Below are 22,059 nucleotides of genomic sequence, written 5' to 3' on the forward strand. Positions count from 1 at the left end.
GTGGATTATGAAAAGCTATAAGTCAAAGAATGCTTTGAAAGAGGCGATAAATAAAGCTTATATGAAATATGACCAAGAATTTATTGGAATTCCAGAAGCTATGAAAGACGTTCGCATAGAGGGTGTCGATCGTACTCCTGCTGAAAATTTAGCTTATCAAGTTGGTTGGACAACTCTGCTTCTCAAATGGGAGAGCGATGAGCAAGAGGGGAAAGAAATTCATACGCCGACTGAAGGTTTCAAATGGAATCAATTAGGGGAGTTGTACCAATGGTTTTATCAACAGTATGCTCACCAATCATTAAGAGTATTAAGAAAGCAATTAAAAGAAAACATGGAGATGATTGTTCACATGCTAGACGCTATGAGTGAAAAAGAATTATTTGAACCTCATCAACGTCAATGGGCAGATGCAGCGACAGCTAAAGCAGTATGGCCTGTTTATAAGTTTGTGCATATTAATACGATAGCGCCATTTACGAATTTTCGAACTAAAATTCGCAAATGGAAAAAGATCAACCAATTATAAAAAAATCCCTGCTCAAATGAGACGATAATTTTTTTGGAGTGAAGTGAATGGGAAATACAGATATTTTTGAAAAGATGGCTAGTCGCTACGACACGGAAGAACGAATCAACATTGCTCGAAAATCAGCGGATGCCATTCGTAGCTATTTAGAGAATAGCAAAGATAAACAAGCGATGGATTTTGGTTGTGGAACGGGACTTGTAGGAATAAATTTACTAGAGGAATTTGAATCCATTCTTTTTGTCGATTCATCTCAAAATATGATTCATCAAATGGACCGAAAGATTAAGGATTTCGAAATTAAAAATGCCAGTACACTGTATTTTGATTTCGAAAAAGAGATAAGTATAGATGTACGTGCTGACTATATCTTTATGTCGCAAGTGCTACTTCATATAAAAGATACGGCACATATTCTGTCAAGACTCTATGAGATTTTAAATGAAGACGGGCACTTAATCATCGTTGACTTTGATAAAAACGATAAGATCGTTTCTAGTCTGGTACACAATGGATTCGATCAGGAGAAATTAGCAATTCGAATGAGAGAAATAGGTTTTACAGAGACTCAATCCAAAACGTTTTACAATGGAACGAACATTTTTATGAATCAAGATGCCTCCATGTTTGTAATAGATGCGAAAAAATAAAAACTTGATTTGGATGAGAAATTTAAATAAATTGATATTTCAAATTTGAATTTACCCAAAAATCTTAACCCAAGGTCGAAAAGGAAAAAGCCTGAGAAATACACATGTGGAAAACATGGGTTTCTCGGGCTTTTAATGAATCCACAGAGTGAAATCTGTGGATTCAGGGAGCTCCTTTACATAGTATGATTAAGTCTACTAAAACAAAAATATCCAGGAGGAGCTGATATCATTTTACCATGAATTCGACAGAAATCTATCAAGCAAAAAGCGTGCTTCTTTCCGATATTGCCCGTTCTTTGGAAGAACCGATCCATCCCCTCTACCACTCGGTTTGTTTTGCCAAAGCCGAAGGATTTGAAAGTATGAATGTCGAGGTGGCCAAAGGCTTTAATCACGTAAATCATTTGTTTGACGGAAAACAGTACACCCTCGTCATAGATCGGGGCTATGACAGTAATAAAATATACGAATACATAGAGAATCAGAAGCATCACTTCATTACCCGACTGAATGACCGCCGTTATCTCCTTCATAAAAACAAACGAATAAAAGTGCCCGATCTTGCCAACCGCCGAAAAGGGAAAATAAATTTTTCGACCACGATAAAAGGAACACACTATGACCTGAAAGCCAGCCATATAGAGGTAAGACTCCCGGTTTTAAAAGATACGCCTCTGTACATGGTCTATGGATATGGAAAAAAACCGATGAAACTCCTGAAAAATTTGGAAATAAAGGGAAAGCCCGATGTGTTGCGTGTCCTAAAAGAATACATTACCCGCTGGCGAATAGAAGAGCTGTTCCGTGTTCAAAAGCAAGAATTTGGACTGGAAAAAAATTCGAACCCTGTTCCTGAATTCTTTACAAATTTTGTATCACATCATGAACTACCTGATCGGGCATTATTCCATGATGATTGAGAAAAATAATGGTCTGGCAAAAATGATTATCGAGAGGGCGCGTTCAAAGAACGATATCGCCACCATCCAATTCTATCTTTATCGTTTTATACGGGGGTGTCCAACATCCTGTCCTTTGATTCCGCAGGAATCCGTCACTTTCATAGAATCGAGGAACGTTCCAACCAGCTTTCATTGCTTTGAATGAAGAAACTGCATAGTTAGAAAAGCGGACAAGTCCGCCTTGGCCTATGAAAAAATAGGAAATTTGACCCTGAATGAGCAGCGAAGCGCGCAATGGGGCAAATTTATCTTTTTTTCAATAGGCCAGGACTTGGGAGCTAGACATTGATGGCTGAACTTATAATCCCCTAATCTATAAAAAAACGCACAGTTTCGTGCGTCTATTTTGCGTATCTGAAAAGGAGAAAAATCGATTGAAAAGAAAATATGGGGCGAATATTTATAGAATTTAAACAATTTCTCTCTCCACATTGTAATTTGGGTAAATTCAAATATTTCAAACTCTTGACATGCTGAAAAAACAATGATAAAGTTTCATCAATCATTAATTGAAGTTTAATCAAAAAAATTTTAAAAATTTACTATGAAGAGAAGAGTAACTGACTAGATCTGTTAAAGAGAGCCCGGCTGGTGAGAAAGGGTAGAAGATTGAAGCAGCGAAGATGGGCTCGGAGTATTTGAGTGGTTCACGCTGCTTAAACGGACGCAACCGTTACATTGCCGGGTTTCAACTTTGAAAAAAGTGGAACCGCTGAGGTGGTAGTTAGGAAACTACCATGAATGAGGGTGGTAACACGGAAAATATCCGTCCCTTTGTTTATCAATTAGATGATAAACAAAGGGATGGTATTTTTTTGATTAGAAATATATATTAATGATTCGGCCACTAATTTCTAAAAAAAGAGCACTATTTAGAGGTCAAAAGAAGCACAATTTTTAATAGCAGCAGAAGATATGATAGGAGAGAATAATTCATGGAAAAAATAGCAAGTTTTACCGTTGACCATTTAAATTTAAAACCAGGACTTTACTTATCTCGTGAGGACCAAGTAGGGAATCAAACCATTAAATCTTATGACTTACGTTTCACAGCACCCAACTTCGAGCCCGTTATGAATACAGCAGAAATTCATACGATTGAACATATTGGGGCAACTTTTTTAAGAAATCATCCTGAGTTTAAGGATGAAGTGATTTATTTCGGCCCAATGGGATGTCGTACCGGTTTTTATTTAATTCTAACGGATAAAGTTCAAGGAGCAGACCTTTTGCAGCTTTTACAAGAAACATTCAAATTTACAGCTGAATTTGATGATGAAATTCCTGGAGCGGCAGCAAGAGATTGCGGTAACTATCTTGATCAAAACTTACCGATGGCTCGTTACTTCAGTGAACGATACTACCAAGTTCTTACAACGATTACTGACTTGACGTTCTCTTACTAAAAAATCAGCGAATTGAATCGTTCTTGAATGATGGTGTGCTGAAGTTATTACAATATTTATAAAAACAAACATGCCCGCGATTGCGGGTTTTTTGTATAGAATATGAGAGAAAATAATATCGTTTCGAAACAGTGTAGGCTTGTCCCGCCTTTCTTAAATGTAGTAGAATATAAGGGAAGGAAGAAGAAACGAGGAGATTCTAAATGAAGCACGAATGGCGAAAGCATGAAAAAGCCTTGTATATGCCGAAGAGAAAACCAAAGATCGTGACAATACCAGAACAAAAATTTTTTACAATAAAAGGGAAGGGTAATCCGAATGATGCGGAATTTTCTGAACGAATTGAAACATTGTATCCTCTCGCATACGCTATTCGGATGATGTATAAAACCGTCTATGTACCGGAAGATTATTTCGAATACACTGTCTATCCATTAGAAGGCATATGGGATTTAACGGAAGAGGGAAGAAAGCAAGATACATTGGACAAAGATGAGCTTCTCTACACCATCATGATTCGACAACCAGAGTTTGTGGATGAAGAAACGGTAGAAAGAGCTTTTGAAACTGTCAAAAACAAGAAGAAATTACGATATCTTGATGATGTAAAATTTGAAAGCATAGAAGATGGCTTGTGTGTTCAAATGTTGCATGTCGGTCCTTACGGTAATGAATCTGAAACTTTTAAAATAATGGATGAATTTACAGAAGAAAATAATCTTCAAAGAATTTCTTTAACACACCGAGAAATTTATCTTTCTGATTTCAGGAGAGTGAAGCCAGAAAACTTGAAGACAGTCTTGCGGTACAAGGTTGCTGAAAAAGAATAAAACCAGTTTACATTCATGCTCATCTCACGGGCAAATATATCTTCCACTAATAATGGTCTAAGCAGTTGAAAAACATTAGAAGAGTGAACAAATGATTACTGGTGTTGAATTTGACTTTGTTGTAAAGGATAGCAAAGCTGCTTTGAAAGAGTATATGTCTATTTTTGATGTTGAAATAGTGGAAAGCACAGATTTTAAGTGAAACATTTGAATGATATGTCGCTTAAGTTGTAATGGAAGTATTATGTTGTTATAATCAAATCATCAAAAGGGAAAGGTTGTGCCTGAATGTACACTATCTAATTAATCGTAATTGAAGAAGGAACGTTTCTGTCAGAGCGGCAGGTTTCTTTGTGACGGTTTATTAGATAAAACATTTGAACAATCTGGGAATATGCCCTTATTCCGCCTGTTTAAAATGAACCAGTATGACTGTCTGCAGAAACTTGCTGACGGTCTTTTTTGTTTAAATAGATAGGGGGAATCATGTATGTTACAAGTAAAAAAATTAACACTGCATCATTTAACAGATTTAAAAAATATCATTCAAGATTTGAATTTTACTGTTAATCCAGGAGAAAAAGTGGCCATTATTGGGGAAGAGGGAAATGGAAAATCAACTTTATTGAAGTGGATATTGGATGATAAAAGTATTGACTCATATACTAAAGCTGAAGGAGAGCTTATTAATCAGTTTAGTCGGACTGTTTATTTGCCCCAAACATTGCCTGCACCATATTTTGAGACAACTCTCGATGAATATTTTTTTGGTCAAGACGACGTCATGGAAATGGATTATACCTTGCTTTATCAACTAGTTGGTCAACTTGGGTTTGATGCAGATCGATTAACCAGTGCGCAGAAGTTAGGCAGTTTATCCGGCGGAGAAAAAATAAAAGTTCAGCTTCTAAAACAGCTTGCTACGAATCCGGATTTATTACTGCTGGATGAGCCATCAAATGATTTAGATCTCGATACTCTTCAATGGTTAGAAAACTTTATTAGAACCACGCCACTGACAGTTATTTATATTTCCCATGATGAGTCTTTCCTGGCAGCAACCGCCACTAAAGTTATTCAGCTGGAATTATTACGTCATAAAACGATTCCAGTTGCCACGGTTTCAAATTTGTCATACAAAGATTATATCGAGCAAAAGTCAGCAAGATTTGTTCGTCAGACAGAAGTTGCGAGTAAGCAGCGCGAGGAATATCAGAAAAAAATGGAAAAGCACCGCCAAATCGAAAATCGTGTGCACCATGAACAAGAAGTGATTTCCCGCCAAAATCCGGGAGGCGGTAGATTACTTAAAAAGAAAATGCACGTTGTCAAATCAATGGGACGACGCTTTGAACGGGAATCGGAAGAATTTGAAGATATCCCGATTAAAGAAGATGCGATTTTAGTGAAATTTTCGAATACGAAAGCTCTGCCAGCTGGAAAAACAATCATTCATTTAGAAAATCAGGAAGTGAAGCGAGACGATAAAGTATTGGCGCGTTCCATCCATTTACTGATGAGGGGTCCACAAAAAGTCGGAATTATTGGTAAAAATGGTATTGGAAAAAGTACCTGGTTAAAACGCTTGTGGGCAGAAATGAAAAACAGAACAGATATTGAAGCGGGTTATATGCCGCAGAACTATGCTGATTATCTGAATTTGGACGAAACTCCCATTGAGTTTCTCAGCGAAACAGGAGATAGTGAGGAACTGACCCAAGTGATGACGTATCTTGGAAGCATGCGATTTACTTCAGATGAAATGCATCATCCCGTACGCTCTTTATCAGGTGGACAGCAAGCAAAACTGTTACTTTTAAAAATCGATTTATCGGGACAGAATGTATTATTATTAGATGAACCAACCAGGAACTTCTCTCCATTGTCTCAACCGGAACTTCGTAATCTATTCAAGAATTTTGAAGGTGCGATTGTGACAATTTCCCATGACCGATTATTTTTACAAGAAGTTTGTGATCAAATTTATGAATTGACTGAAGAAGGGCTGCAGTTAGTTGATTTAGAATAATACACAATAATAAAAAAAGAATGTGGCTTACGAGGCAGGAACCTTGTAAGCCGCATTCTATTATTTATTCCAAAGAGAAATCGAGTTCGGGTCCAACAGGCACAATACCCGTTGGATTTATATTTTTGTGGCTGCGATAATAGTGTTCTTTAATGTGCTTAAAATTAACTGTTTCAGCAACGCCTGGTTCGTTATATAGCTCTTTTGTATAGCGCCATAAATTGTTATATTCAGTTAAATGCTTAATATTACATTTGAAATGCCCATAATAAACACTGTCAAAGCGGATTAAAGTAGTAAACAAACGCCAATCAGCTTCCGTAATTTGATTTCCTACTAGATATTGTTTATCAGCCAAAAGTTCTTCCAGTTCATCTAAAACTTCGAATAGTTGTGTTACTTCTTCCTGGTAAACTTCTTGTTTGGTAGCAAAACCAGCTTTATAGACACCGTTGTTGACAGCATCATATACTTTTTCATTCATTGCATCGATTTCTGTGAGTAATTCTTCGGGTAAGTAATTGCCTTCCTTAGCGCCTATTTCGTCAAAAGCAGAGTTAAAAATACGCATAATTTCAGAAGATTCATTATTAACAATTTTATTTTGTTTTAAATCGTATAAAACAGGAACGGTTACACGACCGCTATAATCTGGTTCTACTTTTGTGTAAATTTGGTACAAATAATCCGCATCCATAACTGGATCGGGAATCACTCCTTCATCTGGTTCAAACGTCCAACCGTTTTCTGCCATTAAAGGATTAACAACTGAAACAGAAACCAAATCTTCTAATCCTTTAATACTACGCATAATCATTACACGGCTTGCCCATGGACAAGCCAGTGATATGTAGAGGTGATAACGATTCGGTTCTGCTTTAAACCCGCCTTCACCGCTAGGACCAGCACTTCCATCTGCAGTAACCCAACTGCGAAATTGTGAATCCTTTCGAACAAACCGTCCTCCCGTGCTCTCAGTGTCATACCACTTATCTTGCCATTTTCCGTCTACTAATAATCCCATAATATCATCCTTCCTTTACTAAATGTTTGAAATTTGACCATACAATTAAAAGTCTATCAATTCTATTATAAGGATTAATTGCTTCTGAAACAAAAATATACTACTTCCTTTTTTTGGAAAATTTGTTATAATCTATTTTAATCTATTTATGATTTTAATTTAACTTAATTCTCATTTTCAACGGTTGAAAGGAGATTGACATGATAAAATACAGGCTAAAAATTGTCGATATTATAGAGGAAACCACGGAAACAAAAACCTATATTCTGGAAAGACCAGAAGGATTTACTTGGGAAGCAGGTGCAATGACTCATGTGGGCTTAGTTGGTTTTGATGAAGGAGAGCGACCAAACAAAGGTTGGGTGAGACATATGTCCATCTGTACTTTACCAAATGAAAACAAAATTGCCTTCACAACTAGGACGAGGATCTCTTCAGAGTTCAAAGAAAGATTAGCTCAGCTAACCATTGGAGATGAACTTGTTCTTTTCAAAACTGTTTCGAATTTAAGAGAGCCAAATCCAGAAAAACCAATTATATTGTTAACCACGGGCGTAGCAATCGCTACGGCAAGGCCATTAATTTTAAGCTTGTTACAAAAGAACCCGAATCTATCTTTTTTGGCAAATATCAATATCGATTCTTCCAGAGAATTTGTTTATCAAACAGAATTGAACCAGTTGGAAAATAATTGCTTCAAAAATTATTGGTACGATTCAAGGAATGAGTTTTATCAAAAAATAGAACAATTAACTACAACAAAAGATGCACTATACTACGTTGTCGGCAGTGATCCTTTCCTAGTAAAAATGATTCAAACCCTACGAAAATTGAATATCAGTGATGCTAATATCGTCATTGATAAAAGAGAGCAAGCATTGCCCGATTTTTTTGGAACGAACGAAGATATTAAGGAAATTTCTTTCGCGAAATAATTTGAATAAATACTAAAAAAGTCATTTTTGAATGGCTTTTTTAGTATTCTTAGAATAATAAGAGAAAGATACTGCTAACGGATGAAAAGTAATTGTAGTAAGGATGATTAAGACAGATGAAAAAAGATTTAGAGAAACTATTTGTATTGAACAAGTTAGTGGAACACTACGGTTATCAGCATTGGTGGGAAGATGAGAATCGAATGGCCGATTGGGTATCAATGATTCTGATTCAACAGACGACACAGAATAATGCAGAAAAAGCATTAGTAAATCTCACTCCTTTTTTGAGTCTGGAAGCATTGCTTGATTTAGAAATGGAAGAGTTACAAAAGCTGATACGGCCAGCAGGATTTTACAAGCAAAAAAGTGTGTATATAAAAGAATTGATGAATTGGTTCCTTGCTCATGGAGGAAAATTTGAAAAATTCAAAGAGTTCTCCACTGAAAGTCTTAGGAAGGAATTATTGGGCATTAAAGGGGTTGGTCCAGAAACGGCAGATGCCATGTTGCTCTATATCTTTGAACGAAATGTTTTTATTGCAGATACATATGCCACACGTTTATTCACTCGGCTGGGTTTTGGAGAATATCGGAATTACGAACAGCTGAGGAGAGAATTCATCCATCTAGCTGAACAAGTTCCCGTGAAACTATGCAAAGAGTGGCATGCAGTTATTGATGTTCATGGAAAAGAATATCGCAAGCAGAAAAATTTGGATGAGAGTTGGCTTTTCGTCGACAGCTAAAGAGGATGGATGAGTTTTGTTTAATCATTTGCTCATTTAATTTTAACAAAATGGTTGACTCTTCTAAAATCTCACGTATAATAAGTGAAAATCAAATAATTTTTTGAAACCGTAGAAGTGGAGATAACGGTGTAACGTGCAGTTACAGGGAGCGAGGGGGACTGAGAGCCTCGCACAACGCAGTACATCAAATGGACCACCGAGGGCACAGTCAAAAGAAACATTTTTGTTTCCGAGTATTCTGTGACGTGACGCATACGTCAGTTGTGAGGGATATGTTCGTATCCTGCAGAGCGTACAGGCATCACTGTCTGTAAAAACAAGGTGGTACCGCGGATGTTATCAACACACCCGTCCTTGACTTTCATTAGTCATGGGCGGGTGTTTTTTTGTCTAATCTCATCCAGTGAACAGGAGGAAAAGCTTCACTAGAAGAAATAACCGAACAATTTCATCTAGTGAAGAGATCTCCCGAGCTTCACTGGACAATAATCACTGCTAATCTCATCTACTGGACACAATCGAGTTCTTCACTAGACGAAATAATGAATAATAAATAAAAAGGAGAATAGAATCATGATCAGACCAACTTTAAAAGAAGCCAGAGAACTTGCGCCAGGAAATACGGTTATACCGATTGCTTTAGAAATCTTTTCGGATGTCCGTACATCCATGGAGGTGTTGCGCAATATTAAAAATCGCAGCAACCATTACTATCTATTGGAAAGTGTTGTAAATAAAGACAATTGGAGTAGATATTCTTTCTTGGGTTATGATCCTACTTTGACAGTTCATTGTACAGATGGTGAAGTTACGGTAAAAAGTCCGACTCAAGAAACAGTCACAACCGAGAATCCGATAGAGAAATTAAAAGAGATTCTGGCGGGATATAAAAGTCCGCGAATTGACTATTTGCCTCCTTTTACAGGCGGGCTAGTGGGATATTTCTCTTATGACTGTATCAAGTATTTTGAACCCGGTTTGAATATAGAAGCTAAAAATCCTGAGGAGTTTCGTGATTACCATTTTATGTTAATGGATCGGGTCATTGCATTTGATCATTTTCGTCAAAAAATTGTCTTGATTGTCAATATCGATACCCAAGACATTGAAGCGAATTACATCGCTGGAACAACGATTTTAAAGGATATGGAACGTATGATTTTAGAACCATTACAAGATCCGGCGAATGAGTTAATCCAGCAAAGTGGCAAATTTACACCAACATTCACAGAAGAAGGTTTTTCTTCTATCATCAAAAAGGTTCAGCAGCATATTGTTGAAGGAGACATCTTCCAAGCAGTGGTGTCGAACCGTTTTACAGCACCTTTTTCAGGTACTTTGCTTCAAACTTATCGAGTTCTGCGAACAATCAATCCGTCACCCTATATGGTTTATTTTCATTTTGATGATATGGAAATTGCTTGTGCGTCGCCAGAAACTCTCATTTCTGTTCGCAATGGTATCGCATCTTCATTTCCTTTAGCAGGAACTGTTCCAAGAGGAAAGAATGAAGAGGAAGATGCAGTGCTTATCCAAGAACTTTTAACAGATGAAAAAGAATTAGCCGAGCACGACATGTTAGTAGACCTTGCCCGAAATGATATTGGAAAAATTGCTGAGTTTGGTAGTGTGGAAGTAACGGAATATCGGGAAATTAAACAATTCTCACATGTCAGTCACATCGCTTCCAAAGTTATTGGACGAGTGAAAGAAGCATATGGACCATTAGAAGCACTAGCTGCAGCTCTACCCGCAGGAACATTATCGGGCGCACCAAAAGTGAGAGCTTGTCAGATTATTGATTCTTTAGAAGGAACAAAAAGAGGACCATACGGAGGAGCGCTCGGCTACATCGATTTCACGGGTGATATGGAAATGTGTATTGGAATAAGAATGGCTGTACACAAAAATAATAAAGTATTCGTCCAATCTGGTGCAGGAATTGTCGCAGACAGCGTAGCAGAAAAAGAATTTCAAGAAACACAAAATAAAGCCAAAGCAATAATGGCTGCACTGAAATATGAAGGGAAGTGATGATGCATGATCGTACTAATCGATAACTATGACAGTTTTACTTATAATCTTTATCAACTCGCTGGAAAATATGCTCAAGAAGGTATAAAGGTCATTCGAAATGATGAAATGAGTGTATCTGAATTAGAGAGGTTGAATCCCACTCATATTATAATCTCGCCGGGGCCAGGCCGACCAGCAGATGCAGGCATAACCATCGAAACAATCAAACAGCTTGCTGATAAAATACCTATTTTAGGAATTTGCCTCGGACACCAAGCAATTTGTGAAGCTTACGGCGGGAAAGTAAGCTATGCAGAACCGCTTGTCCATGGCAAAAAAAGCACGATTCATATTGCTAGCGGCAATCAAATTTTTCGTGGCTTACCGCCGATTCTAGATGTCGGAAGATACCACTCATTGATTGCAGAACGCGAAAGTCTTCCTGAAGGACTACTTGTCATTGCAGAAACAGACAAAGGCGAACTGATGGGCGTGAAACACAGAGATTATCCTTTATATGGTTTGCAATTTCACCCAGAATCAATTTTAACGCCACAAGGAGAACGAATCATTGAGAACTTTATTCGCATAGGAGGAAAACGATATGATTAATCAGGCAATAGCTGAAATTTTTTCTGGTCAAAACTTATCAATTGAATTGGCAGGAAATGTAATGAATCAAATGATGGAAGGAAAAGTTACTGATGCACAAATGGGAGCTTTTTTAACTGCTATGCGAATGAAAGGTGAAACCATCGATGAAATTACAGCAAGTGCTGCAGTGATGCGCGAAAAAAGCACCAAATTAAAATCAAAAACTGATGTACTGGATATTGTGGGTACGGGCGGGGATGGATTGAACAGCTTTAATATTTCTACTGTTTCATCATTTGTTGTTGCAGCTGGAGGAGTTCCAGTAGCCAAACACGGTAATCGAAGTGTTTCCAGTAAATGCGGCAGTGCGGATGTGTTAGAGGCACTTGGTGTGAACATCAATTTGACAGCTGAGCAAAGTGCAAAAATATTGGAAGAAACAGGGATGTGTTTCATGATTGCATCAGCTTATCACTCCGCAATGAAGCACGTTGCTCATGTACGAAAGCAATTAGGTGTACGAACAATTTTTAATGTTCTCGGCCCATTGGCAAATCCAGCTGGCGCAAATATGCAACTGCTCGGTGTATATGATGAAAACTTGGTCGAACCGTTGGCAAACGTATTAAATAATTTACAGGTAAAACGAGCAATGGTTGTACATGGACATGACGGTCTGGATGAAATAAGCAATACGGGAACAACCACTATTTGTGAAGTAACAGACGGTAAATTAAACAGTTATTTTATTACACCAGAACAATTCGGCTTAAAAAGAGGCCGTTTGGAAGATTTAATCGGCGGAGATCCAAAAGAAAACGCGGAAATTGCATTAAGAATTTTAAATGGAGAAAAAGGACCGAAACGAGACATCGTTATTTTAAATGCTGCTTGTTGTTTGTACATGGGCAAAGAAAATCATTCTTTACGGGATTGCGTAGTTATGGCAGAAGAATTATTGGATAGTGGAAAAGCGAAAAGTAAACTAGACGAATTTATCAAAGCGACACAGCAGGAGGCTTCAGTATGAGTATTTTAGATGATATTGTCTTGGCTACAAAAAAACGGGTTGAGATAGAAAAAACACGATTGCCTCTGGAAGATTTACTTGCTCAAAAAATGCCGGAGAGCACATCCTTTGCTTTTGAAAAAGCTTTAAAAGAGTCACAAATATCTTTTATTTGCGAAGTAAAAAAAGCTTCCCCATCCAAAGGAGTCATTGCGGAAGAATTTCCTTACACCCAAATCGCAAAGCAGTATGAAGAGGCGGGTGCTGCCGCGATTTCTGTCTTAACAGAACCAGACTTTTTTCAAGGAAAAAATGAATATCTTACTGCTATTCGTCAAGTGGTCTCATTACCTATTCTTCGCAAAGATTTCATTGTAGATCCTTATCAAATTGTTCAGTCAAAACACTTGGGCGCTGATGCGATTTTACTGATTTGTTCGATACTGTCCCCCCAACAACTTTCAGAATTTATTGTACTTGCTGATGAACTGGGTCTATCCGCTATCACAGAAGCCCATGATGAAAAGGAAGTGCAAATGGCTCTGGAAGCAGGGAGCAGGGTGATTGGTGTAAACAATCGAGACTTGCATACCTTTAAAGTAGATATTAACAATAGTGTCCGCTTAAGAAAATTAGCGCCAAAAGAGACGCTATTCATTGCAGAAAGCGGTATTCAAACTGCTGAGGATATAGATGTATTAGAAAAAAATCATATGGACGCTGTTTTAATTGGAGAAGCATTTATGAAAGAAAGGGATAAAAAAGCAAAACTCAAAGAATTAAAAGGAGAGTTGGAATGACCAAAGTAAAAATTTGCGGATTGCGGACTTTGGAAGATGTTGCAGCAGCTAACGTTTGCTTGCCAGACTATATTGGATTTGTTTTTGCAGAAAAATCCAAACGGAAAATTGATCGAGCAACTGCCGCCCAGTTAAAGGGAAAGTTAAGCGAAGAAATCCAAGCGGTTGGAGTATTCGTCAATCAAAGTATCCAGGATATTGTCGACTTATGCAATCAGAATGTAATCGACGTAATTCAGCTTCATGGAGAAGAAGATGAACGATTTATTCAACAATTAAAAGAACGGCTTCCCAACCCAATTATTAAAGCTATTCCAGTTGGAAAAACGATTTTTAAACAATCAGAAAAAGCAGATTTCTTGCTTTTTGATACGGCCACCGTCGAACGTGGAGGGAGCGGAAAAACGTTTGATTGGAAACTATTATCGAACGAACAAGAAAAGCCTTATTTTTTAGCAGGGGGACTGACAACTGAAAATGTAACACAAGCTGTCTCAACTTTACATCCTTACTGTGTCGATGTGAGCAGCGGTGTGGAAACAGCTGGGAAAAAAGATCAAGAGAAAATGAAACGATTTGTAAAATTAGTTCAGGAGGCAACGAAATGAGTAACGGAAGATTTGGAGAATTTGGTGGGCAATATATCCCGGAAACATTGATGACTGAAATACATAGAGTTGAGAAAGCATACAGCTATTATAAAGAAGACGAAACTTTTCAAAAGGAATTAACAAATCTTCTTAACAATTATGCAGGACGACCATCTTTACTTTATTATGCGGAGAATATGACAAATGACTTAGGGGGCGCAAAAATTTATTTAAAAAGAGAAGATTTGAATCATACAGGCTCTCATAAGATAAATAATGTATTGGGGCAGGCTTTATTAGCTAAAAAGATGGGGAAAACACGGTTAATTGCAGAAACAGGAGCCGGTCAACACGGGGTGGCAACAGCTACGGCAGCGGCTCTTTTAAATATGGAATGTGAGATTTTTATGGGAGAAGAGGATACGGATCGACAGGCGTTAAATGTTTTTAGGATGGAACTTTTAGGGGCAAAAGTTAATAGTGTAACCAAAGGAACAAAGACACTGAAAGATGCAGTAAACGAATCCATGAGAGAGTGGACCCGTAGAGTGGAAGATACTCATTATGTACTTGGCTCAGTGATGGGACCACATCCATATCCAATGATTGTAAGAGATTTCCAAAGTGTTATTAGTAAAGAAATAAAGGAACAGATTCTTACAATCGAAGGGAATCTTCCTAAGGCAGTGATTGCTTGTGTGGGTGGCGGCTCGAATGCAATTGGAGCATTTTACAATTTTATTGAAGATTCTGACGTTCGGTTGATTGGCTGTGAAGCTGCTGGAAAAGGGGTCGACACAGATCTGCATGCGGCCACAATTTCACAAGGGTCAACGGGTATCTTCCACGGTATGAAGAGTTTATTTTGCCAAGATGAGTTTGGACAAATTGCACCAGTGTATTCCATTTCGGCAGGACTTGATTATCCCGGAATTGGTCCGGAACATGCGCATTTACATGAAATAGGCAGAGCAGAGTACGTACCGGTTACCGATGACGAAGCAGTGGAAGCATTTGAATATTTGTCAAAAATAGAAGGAATTATCCCGGCAATTGAATCAGCACATGGGGTTGCTTATGCGAAAAAGTTAGCAAAGACGATGAGTAAAGATGAAATTATCGTAATTTGTCTCTCGGGAAGAGGAGACAAAGATGTTGCAGCGATTGCTCGATACAAAGGAGAGGAAATTTATGAGTAAAATTGCAGAAGCTTTTCAAAATAAAAAAGCATTTATTACTTATTTAATGGCAGGAGATCCAAATTTAGAAAAATCTGCTGAAAATATTCTTGCTGCACAAGAAGCAGGGGCTGATTTAATTGAAATTGGTATTCCTTTCTCCGATCCAATTGCAGAAGGACCTGTCGTAGAAAATGCAAGCGTGCGGGCTTTGTCTTCAGGGGTGCGACTCAATCATGTCTTTGATATGGTAGCTTCATTAAAAGGGAAAATTACCGTACCACTCGTTTTTATGACCTATCTAAATCCGGTCTTTGTATATGGCTACGAACGTTTTTTTAAAAAGTGTAGTGAAATTGGAATCTCCGGTATCATTATTCCTGACTTGCCATTTGAAGAACAGCAGGAAGTAAAGGTTGTTGCAAAAAAGTACGGAATCCAAATTATTACCCTTATCGCTCCCACTTCAAAAGAACGTATCAAAAAAATTGCTGAAAATGCTGAAGGTTTTATTTATCTTGTCTCATCAATGGGGGTGACCGGCGTAAGAAGTGAAATTACGACAGATATTCCAGCTATCATCAATCAGATTAGAGAGGTCATCAATATCCCAGTAGCAGTGGGATTTGGAATCAATAAACCAGGCCAAGTAAAAGAATATGCCAAAATTGCAGATGGAGTGATTGTCGGAAGTGGAATCGTTCGCTTAGTGGAAAAGTATGGCGAAGAGGCGAGGGACCCAATATTCCAATACGTTCAAGAAATGCAGGCAGAATTACGTTAAAAAAACATTCTTTCAATAAAAGAGAATGACAAGATAGTTTCAAAAAATGAAAGTACAGCGCCGAAAACTGCGCTGTACTTTATCTTAAGTAAATACTATTAGCAAGATTCTGAGTGACGGCCATCAAGAGACCTTAAGATGCTCGTATAATATATTAGAAAATGTCCTAAACAATCATTAGCCATCATTGCAAAAGAAACAGCTTTTAGTCGAGCTTGTATTAAAAACTGCTATTTGGTTCTTGCAAAAAAGCTAACTCCTCATCCGTTGATTGTCGGCCTAACACAAGATTTCTATGAGGATATCTACCGAAACGATCAATAATGCGCTTATGCATAATTTCATACTCCAAAGACTCTTTATTCCCTAAACTTTCAAATAAATCTAAAGCAATTACATGAATAGCTTTAGATTCTGAATGTATAAATGGCATATAAGCGAATTGTTTTTCTTGAGAAGAAAGTTGGTCAGCAAATCCTGGTTGGCTGATTAGTTCTTGGGATAAGACCAAAGCCATAGAATCTTGTGAAAAAGCAAGTTCGTTATCACGCATCAGATTTCTTGAAAATTGATCTAAAACAATGATTTCAGCCAAGCGACCTTCCAATGTTTTTCGCCAATCAAACAATAAACCGTTACAGGCAGCTTCCCAAGTATCGTAAAACTCTGAATAGATTTTATGGTCGAATTCTTCACTTTTTGCAAATAAATACTCTGTATTTTCAGGATCAAACCAAAAAGCTAAGACATCCGTTGCTGTTTTAATCATGATTCCCACGCTCCTTTATTTCCATAAATCTAGTATATAGTGAAAAGAATTGACTCACAACTTAAACAAGAAAAGTGAAGGAGTGAAAAAAGATACTTTACACATCATTATGTTGGCATCGTTCGTGTTTATTGCATATAAAGAGAGGGAAATCATTCGTTATCAATAAAAATAGTTTAAAAAACGAATGTTTTGTGTTATTCTCTTCATATAAACTTACAAATAAAGAGGTGTCCAATGGAACGTATTTACAAAGGGAAAACAAAAGATGTTTTTGTAACGGAAGACGGCACAATTCGCTTATTTTTTAAAGACGACATGACGGGTAAAGATGGAGTTTTTGATCCAGGAGAAAATCAAGTTGGTTTGATTGTCGATGGTTCGGGAAGATCTGGGCTTGCTGCTAGCAAGTATTTCTTTGAAATTTTGGAAAGGGAAGGAATTCCAACTCATTATTTAGAATCCAATCTTGAAGCAAAAACGATGGATGTAAAAAAGGCAGTAATGTTTGGCAAAGGTTTAGAAGTAATCTGTCGTTTTAAAGCATACGGAAGCTTTGTTCGTCGTTATGGGGAATATGTTCAGACGGGTGAAGATTTAAATGGTTATGTGGAGATGACAATTAAAGACGATGAGCGTCAAGATCCAATTATTAATGAAGATGCTTTAGTACTACTTGGCATTTTAAAAGAAGGGGAATACGACTTTATTAAAGAAAAGACCCAGCAAATCGCGAACCGAATCAGGAAAGAATTAGCATCAAAAGATTTAGAACTCTATGATATTAAATTAGAGTTTGGACGATTGGAAAACAGTAACGATATTATTTTGATTGATGAGTTGTCCGGAGGAAACATGCGTATTTTTAAAGGGGAAGAATCCATTCATCCTTTAGATTTGGAAACCTACTTGTTGGCGTAAAAGATTAAAAATGTAGATAGCTACTTGTCGGAAAAATGTGACTCCTTTTACACATCTACTGCTCAAATAGTATCATTACCGTATACAAGCGGCAGGGCATTTCAAAAAAATTAAGCAAAAAGCCTATTTTCATCCAAAGAAATGGAGTGAAAATAGGCTTTTTTTCTATACCAATTGAGTTATTCTATTTAGTTTCTTTATCACCTATACGATCTAATATCAAATGGTAGCCATCTGTACCGTAATCCAAACAACGCTTTACACGTGAAATGGTTGTACTGGATGAACCCGTTACCTCTTGAATATGAGAATAAGTCTCTCCATCCCTGATTAATTTTGCTACATGGAAACGTTGCTTCATTGAAAGTAACTCATTTACTGTAGATAAGTCCATAAAAAATTGGTAACATTCTTCCACTGTTTCCAATTTCAAGATTCCTTCAAATAATTCATCCATTTCTTTATCTTTTAAATGATTCATTTCTTAAGAAAAACTCCTTTTTAAAATTCAAATTTCTCGCAATTTTACTTTACCATAATAAAGTACTAAAGAAAACATTGTTTATTTCCGAATGGTATGGTATTTTATTACCAACACTTTATTAAGGTAAAGTGATAGAGTAGTAAAGTGCGAGAGGTGAGAAAATGTCGAATATAAAAATTTTAAAACAATACAATCTGGTTAAAGATTATATGGAATTACTTGATCGTGAAGGCTACCATCTGATTGACTTGAATATGATTGAACCTTTTCAGTTAGAAGATAAACACGATCAACCATCTAATATTATTTTTGAAAGAAATGAACAAATCTTTTCGATTCGAAGTGATTGGACACGAACGTTATTGAATTATAATGAAAATTTTTTACTGGATGAACGGTTATTCGGCTACTTTGGTCAAGTGATTCGAGACTACCACTCATTTAATCAAGCAGGCGTTGAATTATACAATCCTTCTCAAGAAGAAATACTAGGAAGTATTGCGTTGCATTTATCATTTGTCGCAAAAAATACAGATAAAAAGATTCACTCGATTGTGGTGAATAATGATAATTTACTAGATCTATATCTGGAAAAATACCAACTTAATCATGATATACGCCAATTAATCTACGAGAAAAATCTTTCAGAATTAAGCAAAGTACTGGGGAGCAATCACCGTATCTACCAATTAATGACTGCGCCAGTCAGCCAGCAGTTTAATTTAGTAGAAGAAGAATTCGGAGATTGTGAAGAAATGATATTCATCAAAGAGGTAAAAGAAAAAATAAAACAGTATGACTTGAAATTCATGCTGGATTTATCTTTCCGATCACCCCAAACATACTATAACGGCTTTTATTTTCAAGTGTTCCTAAATTATGTCAATCCTCTTTTGAGTGGTGGGAAATACAACAACAATGCATTTGGAATTGCCTTAAATCTGTCGGATGGAGGTTTGCTATGATTACTGTTGCGCTTAGTAAAGGACGTTTATTAGAAGATTTTATTCGTTACTTAGATACACAAAATTTACGTCATTATTTGTCGGTATTGAAGGAAGAGAGCCGCTCTCTTTTTATCGAGATTGATAATGTGAAGTTCATTTTTGCGAAAGGGCCGGATGTACCTACTTATGTCGAGAACGGTATTGCTGACATTGGCATCGTAGGATCCGATATTATTATGGAGGATACTTTTAATATTCTGAATGTCTCTCAACTTCCTTTTGGTGAATGTTATTTTGCTTTGGCAGGTCCCCCAGGCATTGAACGTTTTAATGTTGTTGCATCCAAATACACCAATATTTCTGCTAAATATTTTAAAGAAAAAAAGCAGGACGTTGAGCTGATTCACTTACATGGTTCTGTTGAACTAGCACCGTTATTGGGTCTTGCAGATGGAATTGTGGATATCGTTCAAACAGGGGACACACTTCGCGACAATGGCTTAATTGAATATGAAAAGATCTTAGAAATCCATGGTCGTTTAATAACAAATAAACAAACCTTTTATACGAGAGAAAATGAGATTTTTGACTTTCTCAACGAAATTGGAGTGATTAAATGAATGCGCAAGAATTTATGAAATTATTTGAAGAAAAACAAGTTCAAGAAGAATTTGATTATTATGAAGATGTAGCAGCAATATTAAAAAATGTTCGTCTAAAAAAAGATGAAGCTTTGCGAAACTATACCGAAATATTTGACCAACAAAGGATTGCGGACTTTAAAGTGCCAATTTCCTATTTAAAAGAAAGCTATGAAGCGTTGGAGCCAGAAGTTCGCGAAGCCCTGCAGACAATCAAGCAACGAATTGAGAGTTATGAAAAGAGTATAAAATATCAAGATCAAGATTTAAACGAATTTCGTTATGTATATCGTCCTCTGGAAAAAGTAGGAGTTTATATACCGGGAGGAACAGCTTTGTATCCTTCAAGCGTGCTAATGACTGTCGTGCCTGCAATGGTTGCCGGGGTAAAAGAAATCCATGTTGTCACACCAACTTTTACAGAGCAGAATATTACCTTTGCAACTTTATATTTATGCGGCATTGAAGATGTTTATACAGTAGGCGGAGCCCAAGCCATTGCTGCACTAGCTTATGGAACAGAGACCATTCCGAAAGTCGATAAAATTGTTGGTCCTGGAAATGCCTATGTTGCTTTAGCAAAACGTCTCGTCTTTGGTGAAGTAGGGATTGATATGATTGCCGGACCGAGCGAGATCCTTCTCTATATTGATGAAACCGCTGAATTGGACGCAGTTGTGACGGATATTTTTGCACAGGCTGAGCATGATGGAAATGCTCGTACATTTTTATTAGCTGAAACAAAAGACCTTCTGGAACGAGTACAACAGAAAATAGATCAGATTGTCGATCAACAAGTTCGCAGTGAGATTATTAAAAAGTCACTTCGAAACAATCATTATGCTATTTCTGATACACGCAAGAACTTGTTAAAAGTGCTGAATGATCTTGCGCCGGAACATGTTTCCATTCAACACAAAGATGCAAAAGAAATCATTCAAGAAATTCAATATGCGGGAGCAGTTTTTGAGGGGCATTTCGCTCCAGAAGCAATAGGAGACTACGCGGCCGGACCTTCTCATGTGCTACCGACAAATCGGACCGCTCGCTTTAGTCACGGTCTCAATGTAAATGACTTCCTGACAAGTCACGCCGTGATCAATTTGACAAAAGAAACTTATCAAGCGATTGTTGAGCCCGCAAAAATTATCGCGGCGAAGGAAGGCTTGGATGCACATTACCAATCATTGGCGATTAGAACGGAAGTGAAGGAATGAAAGCTAAATCGATTGTCAGCATGGACAGAAATACGAGTCCCATCGTTCCTTTGAGTGAGGAACAAATCATAAAAGCAACGAAGAATACGCTGATTAATTTGTATCCCGATAAAGAGTTACAACGTTTTAAACGATTATATGCAACTCGAAACAATTTTGATCCAGAATTGATTGAGTTGGCAAATGGCTCGGATGAATGGCTGCAGAAGTTTATTTTTACCTTTGGAGAAAAAGGTGTAATGAGCTTAAATCCAGATTTTGTTATGTATCAAGTGTATACAGAACAAGTGGCGGTTCCCTTTTACCAAGTTGATTGTAAGCCAGATTTCAGCTTTGACTTCAATGAAATTAGCAAGCAAATTTCTGAGAAGGAGCCTTCCTTATTTTTGATTTCCAATCCGCACAATCCAACGGGTAAATTATTTAAAGAAGAGGAAATCGAGCAATTAGCAGATGCAATGGCCAAAGTAGGAGGATACCTGGTGATTGATGAAGCTTATGTAGAGTTTTCTTCTGATTATCAACGACCTAGCGGCGAACATGTCATTATCGTACGTACGTTGAGTAAAATCTATGGTTTAGCGGGCCTTCGGATTGGGGTAGCTGTGGCGGAAGGGGAAACCTTTGAAAAAATCACTCGTTTTAACCATCCTTATCCGGTAAATTCTTTATCATTAAACTTAGCAAATGAATTATTCAGTAATGAAACCCAGTTAGAAGAACTTATTCACTATCAATTAGAGTCAAAACGATTGCTAGAGAAGTCTCTTCAAAAAGTTCGTCATTTAATCCATGTTAATCCTTCTTCAACGAATTATTTATTTACCTATGGAGAAAAGGCAGTAAGCTTAGCGGACTTTCTTTTGAAAAAAGGATTTCAAGCCCGACAATATCGAGAGCCGCTCTTAGCGAACGCAGTGCGTTATTCCATTATTCCGTTAGAAAATTACGAAGAACTCGAACAAGCCATTAGAGATTGGAGTGAATAA

Annotated in this window: 23 protein-coding genes; 20 read left to right on the forward strand and 3 right to left on the reverse strand. The window is 37.2% G+C overall.

Annotated features, from left to right (window positions below; translation table 11 throughout):
- Positions 1-7: 7 nt before the first annotated feature.
- The 6 genes from EJN90_RS08600 (at position 8) to EJN90_RS08635 (ending at position 6,409) form a co-directional block, all read left to right on the forward strand.
- Complete coding sequence (locus EJN90_RS08600) at positions 8-529, forward strand: ClbS/DfsB family four-helix bundle protein (protein WP_126110342.1); 522 nt, start codon at positions 8-10, stop codon at positions 527-529.
- A 47-nt stretch (positions 530-576) separates the two neighbouring features.
- Complete coding sequence (locus EJN90_RS08605; RefSeq protein WP_126110344.1) at positions 577-1,179, forward strand: class I SAM-dependent methyltransferase; 603 nt, start codon at positions 577-579, stop codon at positions 1,177-1,179.
- Positions 1,180-1,418: 239 nt separating this feature from the next.
- Positions 1,419-2,102 (forward strand): transposase, encoded by a 684-nt coding sequence (locus tag EJN90_RS08610; RefSeq protein ID WP_126110346.1) that lies wholly within the window; start codon positions 1,419-1,421, stop codon positions 2,100-2,102.
- A 977-nt stretch (positions 2,103-3,079) separates the two neighbouring features.
- On the forward strand, positions 3,080-3,550 hold the full coding sequence (locus tag EJN90_RS08620) for an S-ribosylhomocysteine lyase (protein WP_126110350.1): 471 nt from the start codon (positions 3,080-3,082) through the stop codon (positions 3,548-3,550).
- 203 nt (positions 3,551-3,753) lie between these two features.
- The gene (locus tag EJN90_RS08625; RefSeq protein WP_126110352.1) at positions 3,754-4,380 is read left to right on the forward strand and encodes a GyrI-like domain-containing protein; all 627 of its coding nucleotides are present in this window, start codon (positions 3,754-3,756) and stop codon (positions 4,378-4,380) included.
- A gap of 490 nt (positions 4,381-4,870) precedes the next feature.
- Positions 4,871-6,409: an ATP-binding cassette domain-containing protein gene (locus EJN90_RS08635; RefSeq protein WP_126110354.1), complete on the forward strand. Its 1,539-nt coding sequence runs from the start codon at positions 4,871-4,873 to the stop codon at positions 6,407-6,409.
- A 64-nt stretch (positions 6,410-6,473) separates the two neighbouring features.
- On the opposite strand, the gene EJN90_RS08640 is transcribed toward EJN90_RS08635, so the two are convergent.
- Positions 6,474-7,433, reverse strand: a complete 960-nt coding sequence (locus EJN90_RS08640; RefSeq protein ID WP_126110356.1) for a glutathione S-transferase family protein — start codon at positions 7,431-7,433, stop codon at positions 6,474-6,476.
- 200 nt (positions 7,434-7,633) lie between these two features.
- Here EJN90_RS08640 and EJN90_RS08645 point away from each other — a divergent pair, with 200 nt between their 5' ends.
- The 9 genes from EJN90_RS08645 (at position 7,634) to trpA (ending at position 16,091) form a co-directional block, all read left to right on the forward strand.
- A complete protein-coding gene (locus tag EJN90_RS08645; protein ID WP_126110358.1) occupies positions 7,634-8,368 on the forward strand; it encodes a ferredoxin--NADP reductase in 735 nt (244 codons plus the stop codon).
- Positions 8,369-8,484: 116 nt separating this feature from the next.
- A complete protein-coding gene (locus EJN90_RS08650; protein ID WP_126110360.1) occupies positions 8,485-9,117 on the forward strand; it encodes an endonuclease III domain-containing protein in 633 nt (210 codons plus the stop codon).
- Between the two features lie 576 nt (positions 9,118-9,693).
- Positions 9,694-11,154 (forward strand): anthranilate synthase component I family protein, encoded by a 1,461-nt coding sequence (locus EJN90_RS08655; protein ID WP_126110362.1) that lies wholly within the window; start codon positions 9,694-9,696, stop codon positions 11,152-11,154.
- Positions 11,155-11,160: 6 nt separating this feature from the next.
- On the forward strand, positions 11,161-11,748 hold the full coding sequence (locus EJN90_RS08660; RefSeq protein ID WP_126110363.1) for an anthranilate synthase component II: 588 nt from the start codon (positions 11,161-11,163) through the stop codon (positions 11,746-11,748).
- Positions 11,741-12,760 carry an anthranilate phosphoribosyltransferase gene (gene trpD / locus EJN90_RS08665; RefSeq protein ID WP_126110365.1) on the forward strand — a complete coding sequence of 340 codons (1,020 nt, stop codon included), beginning with the start codon at positions 11,741-11,743 and terminating at the stop codon, positions 12,758-12,760. The genes EJN90_RS08660 and trpD overlap by 8 nt, the downstream gene beginning before the upstream one ends.
- Entirely contained in the window at positions 12,757-13,539 is a 783-nt protein-coding gene (gene trpC, locus EJN90_RS08670) for an indole-3-glycerol phosphate synthase TrpC (protein ID WP_126110367.1), read from the forward strand. Before trpD ends, trpC begins: the two co-directional genes overlap by 4 nt.
- Positions 13,536-14,147, forward strand: a complete 612-nt coding sequence (locus EJN90_RS08675; RefSeq protein WP_126110369.1) for a phosphoribosylanthranilate isomerase — start codon at positions 13,536-13,538, stop codon at positions 14,145-14,147. The genes trpC and EJN90_RS08675 overlap by 4 nt, the downstream gene beginning before the upstream one ends.
- Entirely contained in the window at positions 14,144-15,328 is a 1,185-nt protein-coding gene (trpB, locus tag EJN90_RS08680) for a tryptophan synthase subunit beta (RefSeq protein ID WP_126110371.1), read from the forward strand. Before EJN90_RS08675 ends, trpB begins: the two co-directional genes overlap by 4 nt.
- Entirely contained in the window at positions 15,321-16,091 is a 771-nt protein-coding gene (trpA, locus tag EJN90_RS08685; RefSeq protein ID WP_126110373.1) for a tryptophan synthase subunit alpha, read from the forward strand. Before trpB ends, trpA begins: the two co-directional genes overlap by 8 nt.
- A 220-nt stretch (positions 16,092-16,311) precedes the next feature.
- Here the strand turns inward: trpA and EJN90_RS08690 are convergent, their stop codons facing one another.
- Positions 16,312-16,860 carry a DUF924 family protein gene (locus EJN90_RS08690; protein WP_126110375.1) on the reverse strand — a complete coding sequence of 183 codons (549 nt, stop codon included), beginning with the start codon at positions 16,858-16,860 and terminating at the stop codon, positions 16,312-16,314.
- A gap of 237 nt (positions 16,861-17,097) precedes the next feature.
- Between EJN90_RS08690 and EJN90_RS08695 the strand changes: the two genes are divergently transcribed.
- Complete coding sequence (locus EJN90_RS08695; RefSeq protein ID WP_126110377.1) at positions 17,098-17,781, forward strand: phosphoribosylaminoimidazolesuccinocarboxamide synthase; 684 nt, start codon at positions 17,098-17,100, stop codon at positions 17,779-17,781.
- Positions 17,782-17,965: 184 nt separating this feature from the next.
- Here the strand turns inward: EJN90_RS08695 and EJN90_RS08700 are convergent, their stop codons facing one another.
- Positions 17,966-18,262, reverse strand: coding sequence for a YerC/YecD family TrpR-related protein (locus tag EJN90_RS08700; protein WP_126110379.1), 297 nt, complete (start codon positions 18,260-18,262; stop codon positions 17,966-17,968).
- A 164-nt stretch (positions 18,263-18,426) separates the two neighbouring features.
- Here EJN90_RS08700 and EJN90_RS08705 point away from each other — a divergent pair, with 164 nt between their 5' ends.
- The 4 genes from EJN90_RS08705 to EJN90_RS08720 are packed head-to-tail and all read left to right on the forward strand — an operon-like array spanning position 18,427 to position 22,059.
- Positions 18,427-19,230: an ATP phosphoribosyltransferase regulatory subunit gene (locus EJN90_RS08705; protein ID WP_126110380.1), complete on the forward strand. Its 804-nt coding sequence runs from the start codon at positions 18,427-18,429 to the stop codon at positions 19,228-19,230.
- Positions 19,227-19,832 carry an ATP phosphoribosyltransferase gene (gene hisG / locus EJN90_RS08710; RefSeq protein ID WP_126110382.1) on the forward strand — a complete coding sequence of 202 codons (606 nt, stop codon included), beginning with the start codon at positions 19,227-19,229 and terminating at the stop codon, positions 19,830-19,832. The genes EJN90_RS08705 and hisG overlap by 4 nt, the downstream gene beginning before the upstream one ends.
- Positions 19,829-21,070, forward strand: coding sequence for a histidinol dehydrogenase (gene hisD / locus EJN90_RS08715; RefSeq protein ID WP_126110384.1), 1,242 nt, complete (start codon positions 19,829-19,831; stop codon positions 21,068-21,070). The genes hisG and hisD overlap by 4 nt, the downstream gene beginning before the upstream one ends.
- On the forward strand, positions 21,067-22,059 hold the full coding sequence (locus EJN90_RS08720; RefSeq protein ID WP_227872483.1) for a pyridoxal phosphate-dependent aminotransferase: 993 nt from the start codon (positions 21,067-21,069) through the stop codon (positions 22,057-22,059). The genes hisD and EJN90_RS08720 overlap by 4 nt, the downstream gene beginning before the upstream one ends.

It is taken from the genome of Jeotgalibaca ciconiae (genome assembly GCF_003955755.1).
GTDB lineage: Bacteria > Bacillota > Bacilli > Lactobacillales > Aerococcaceae > Jeotgalibaca > Jeotgalibaca ciconiae.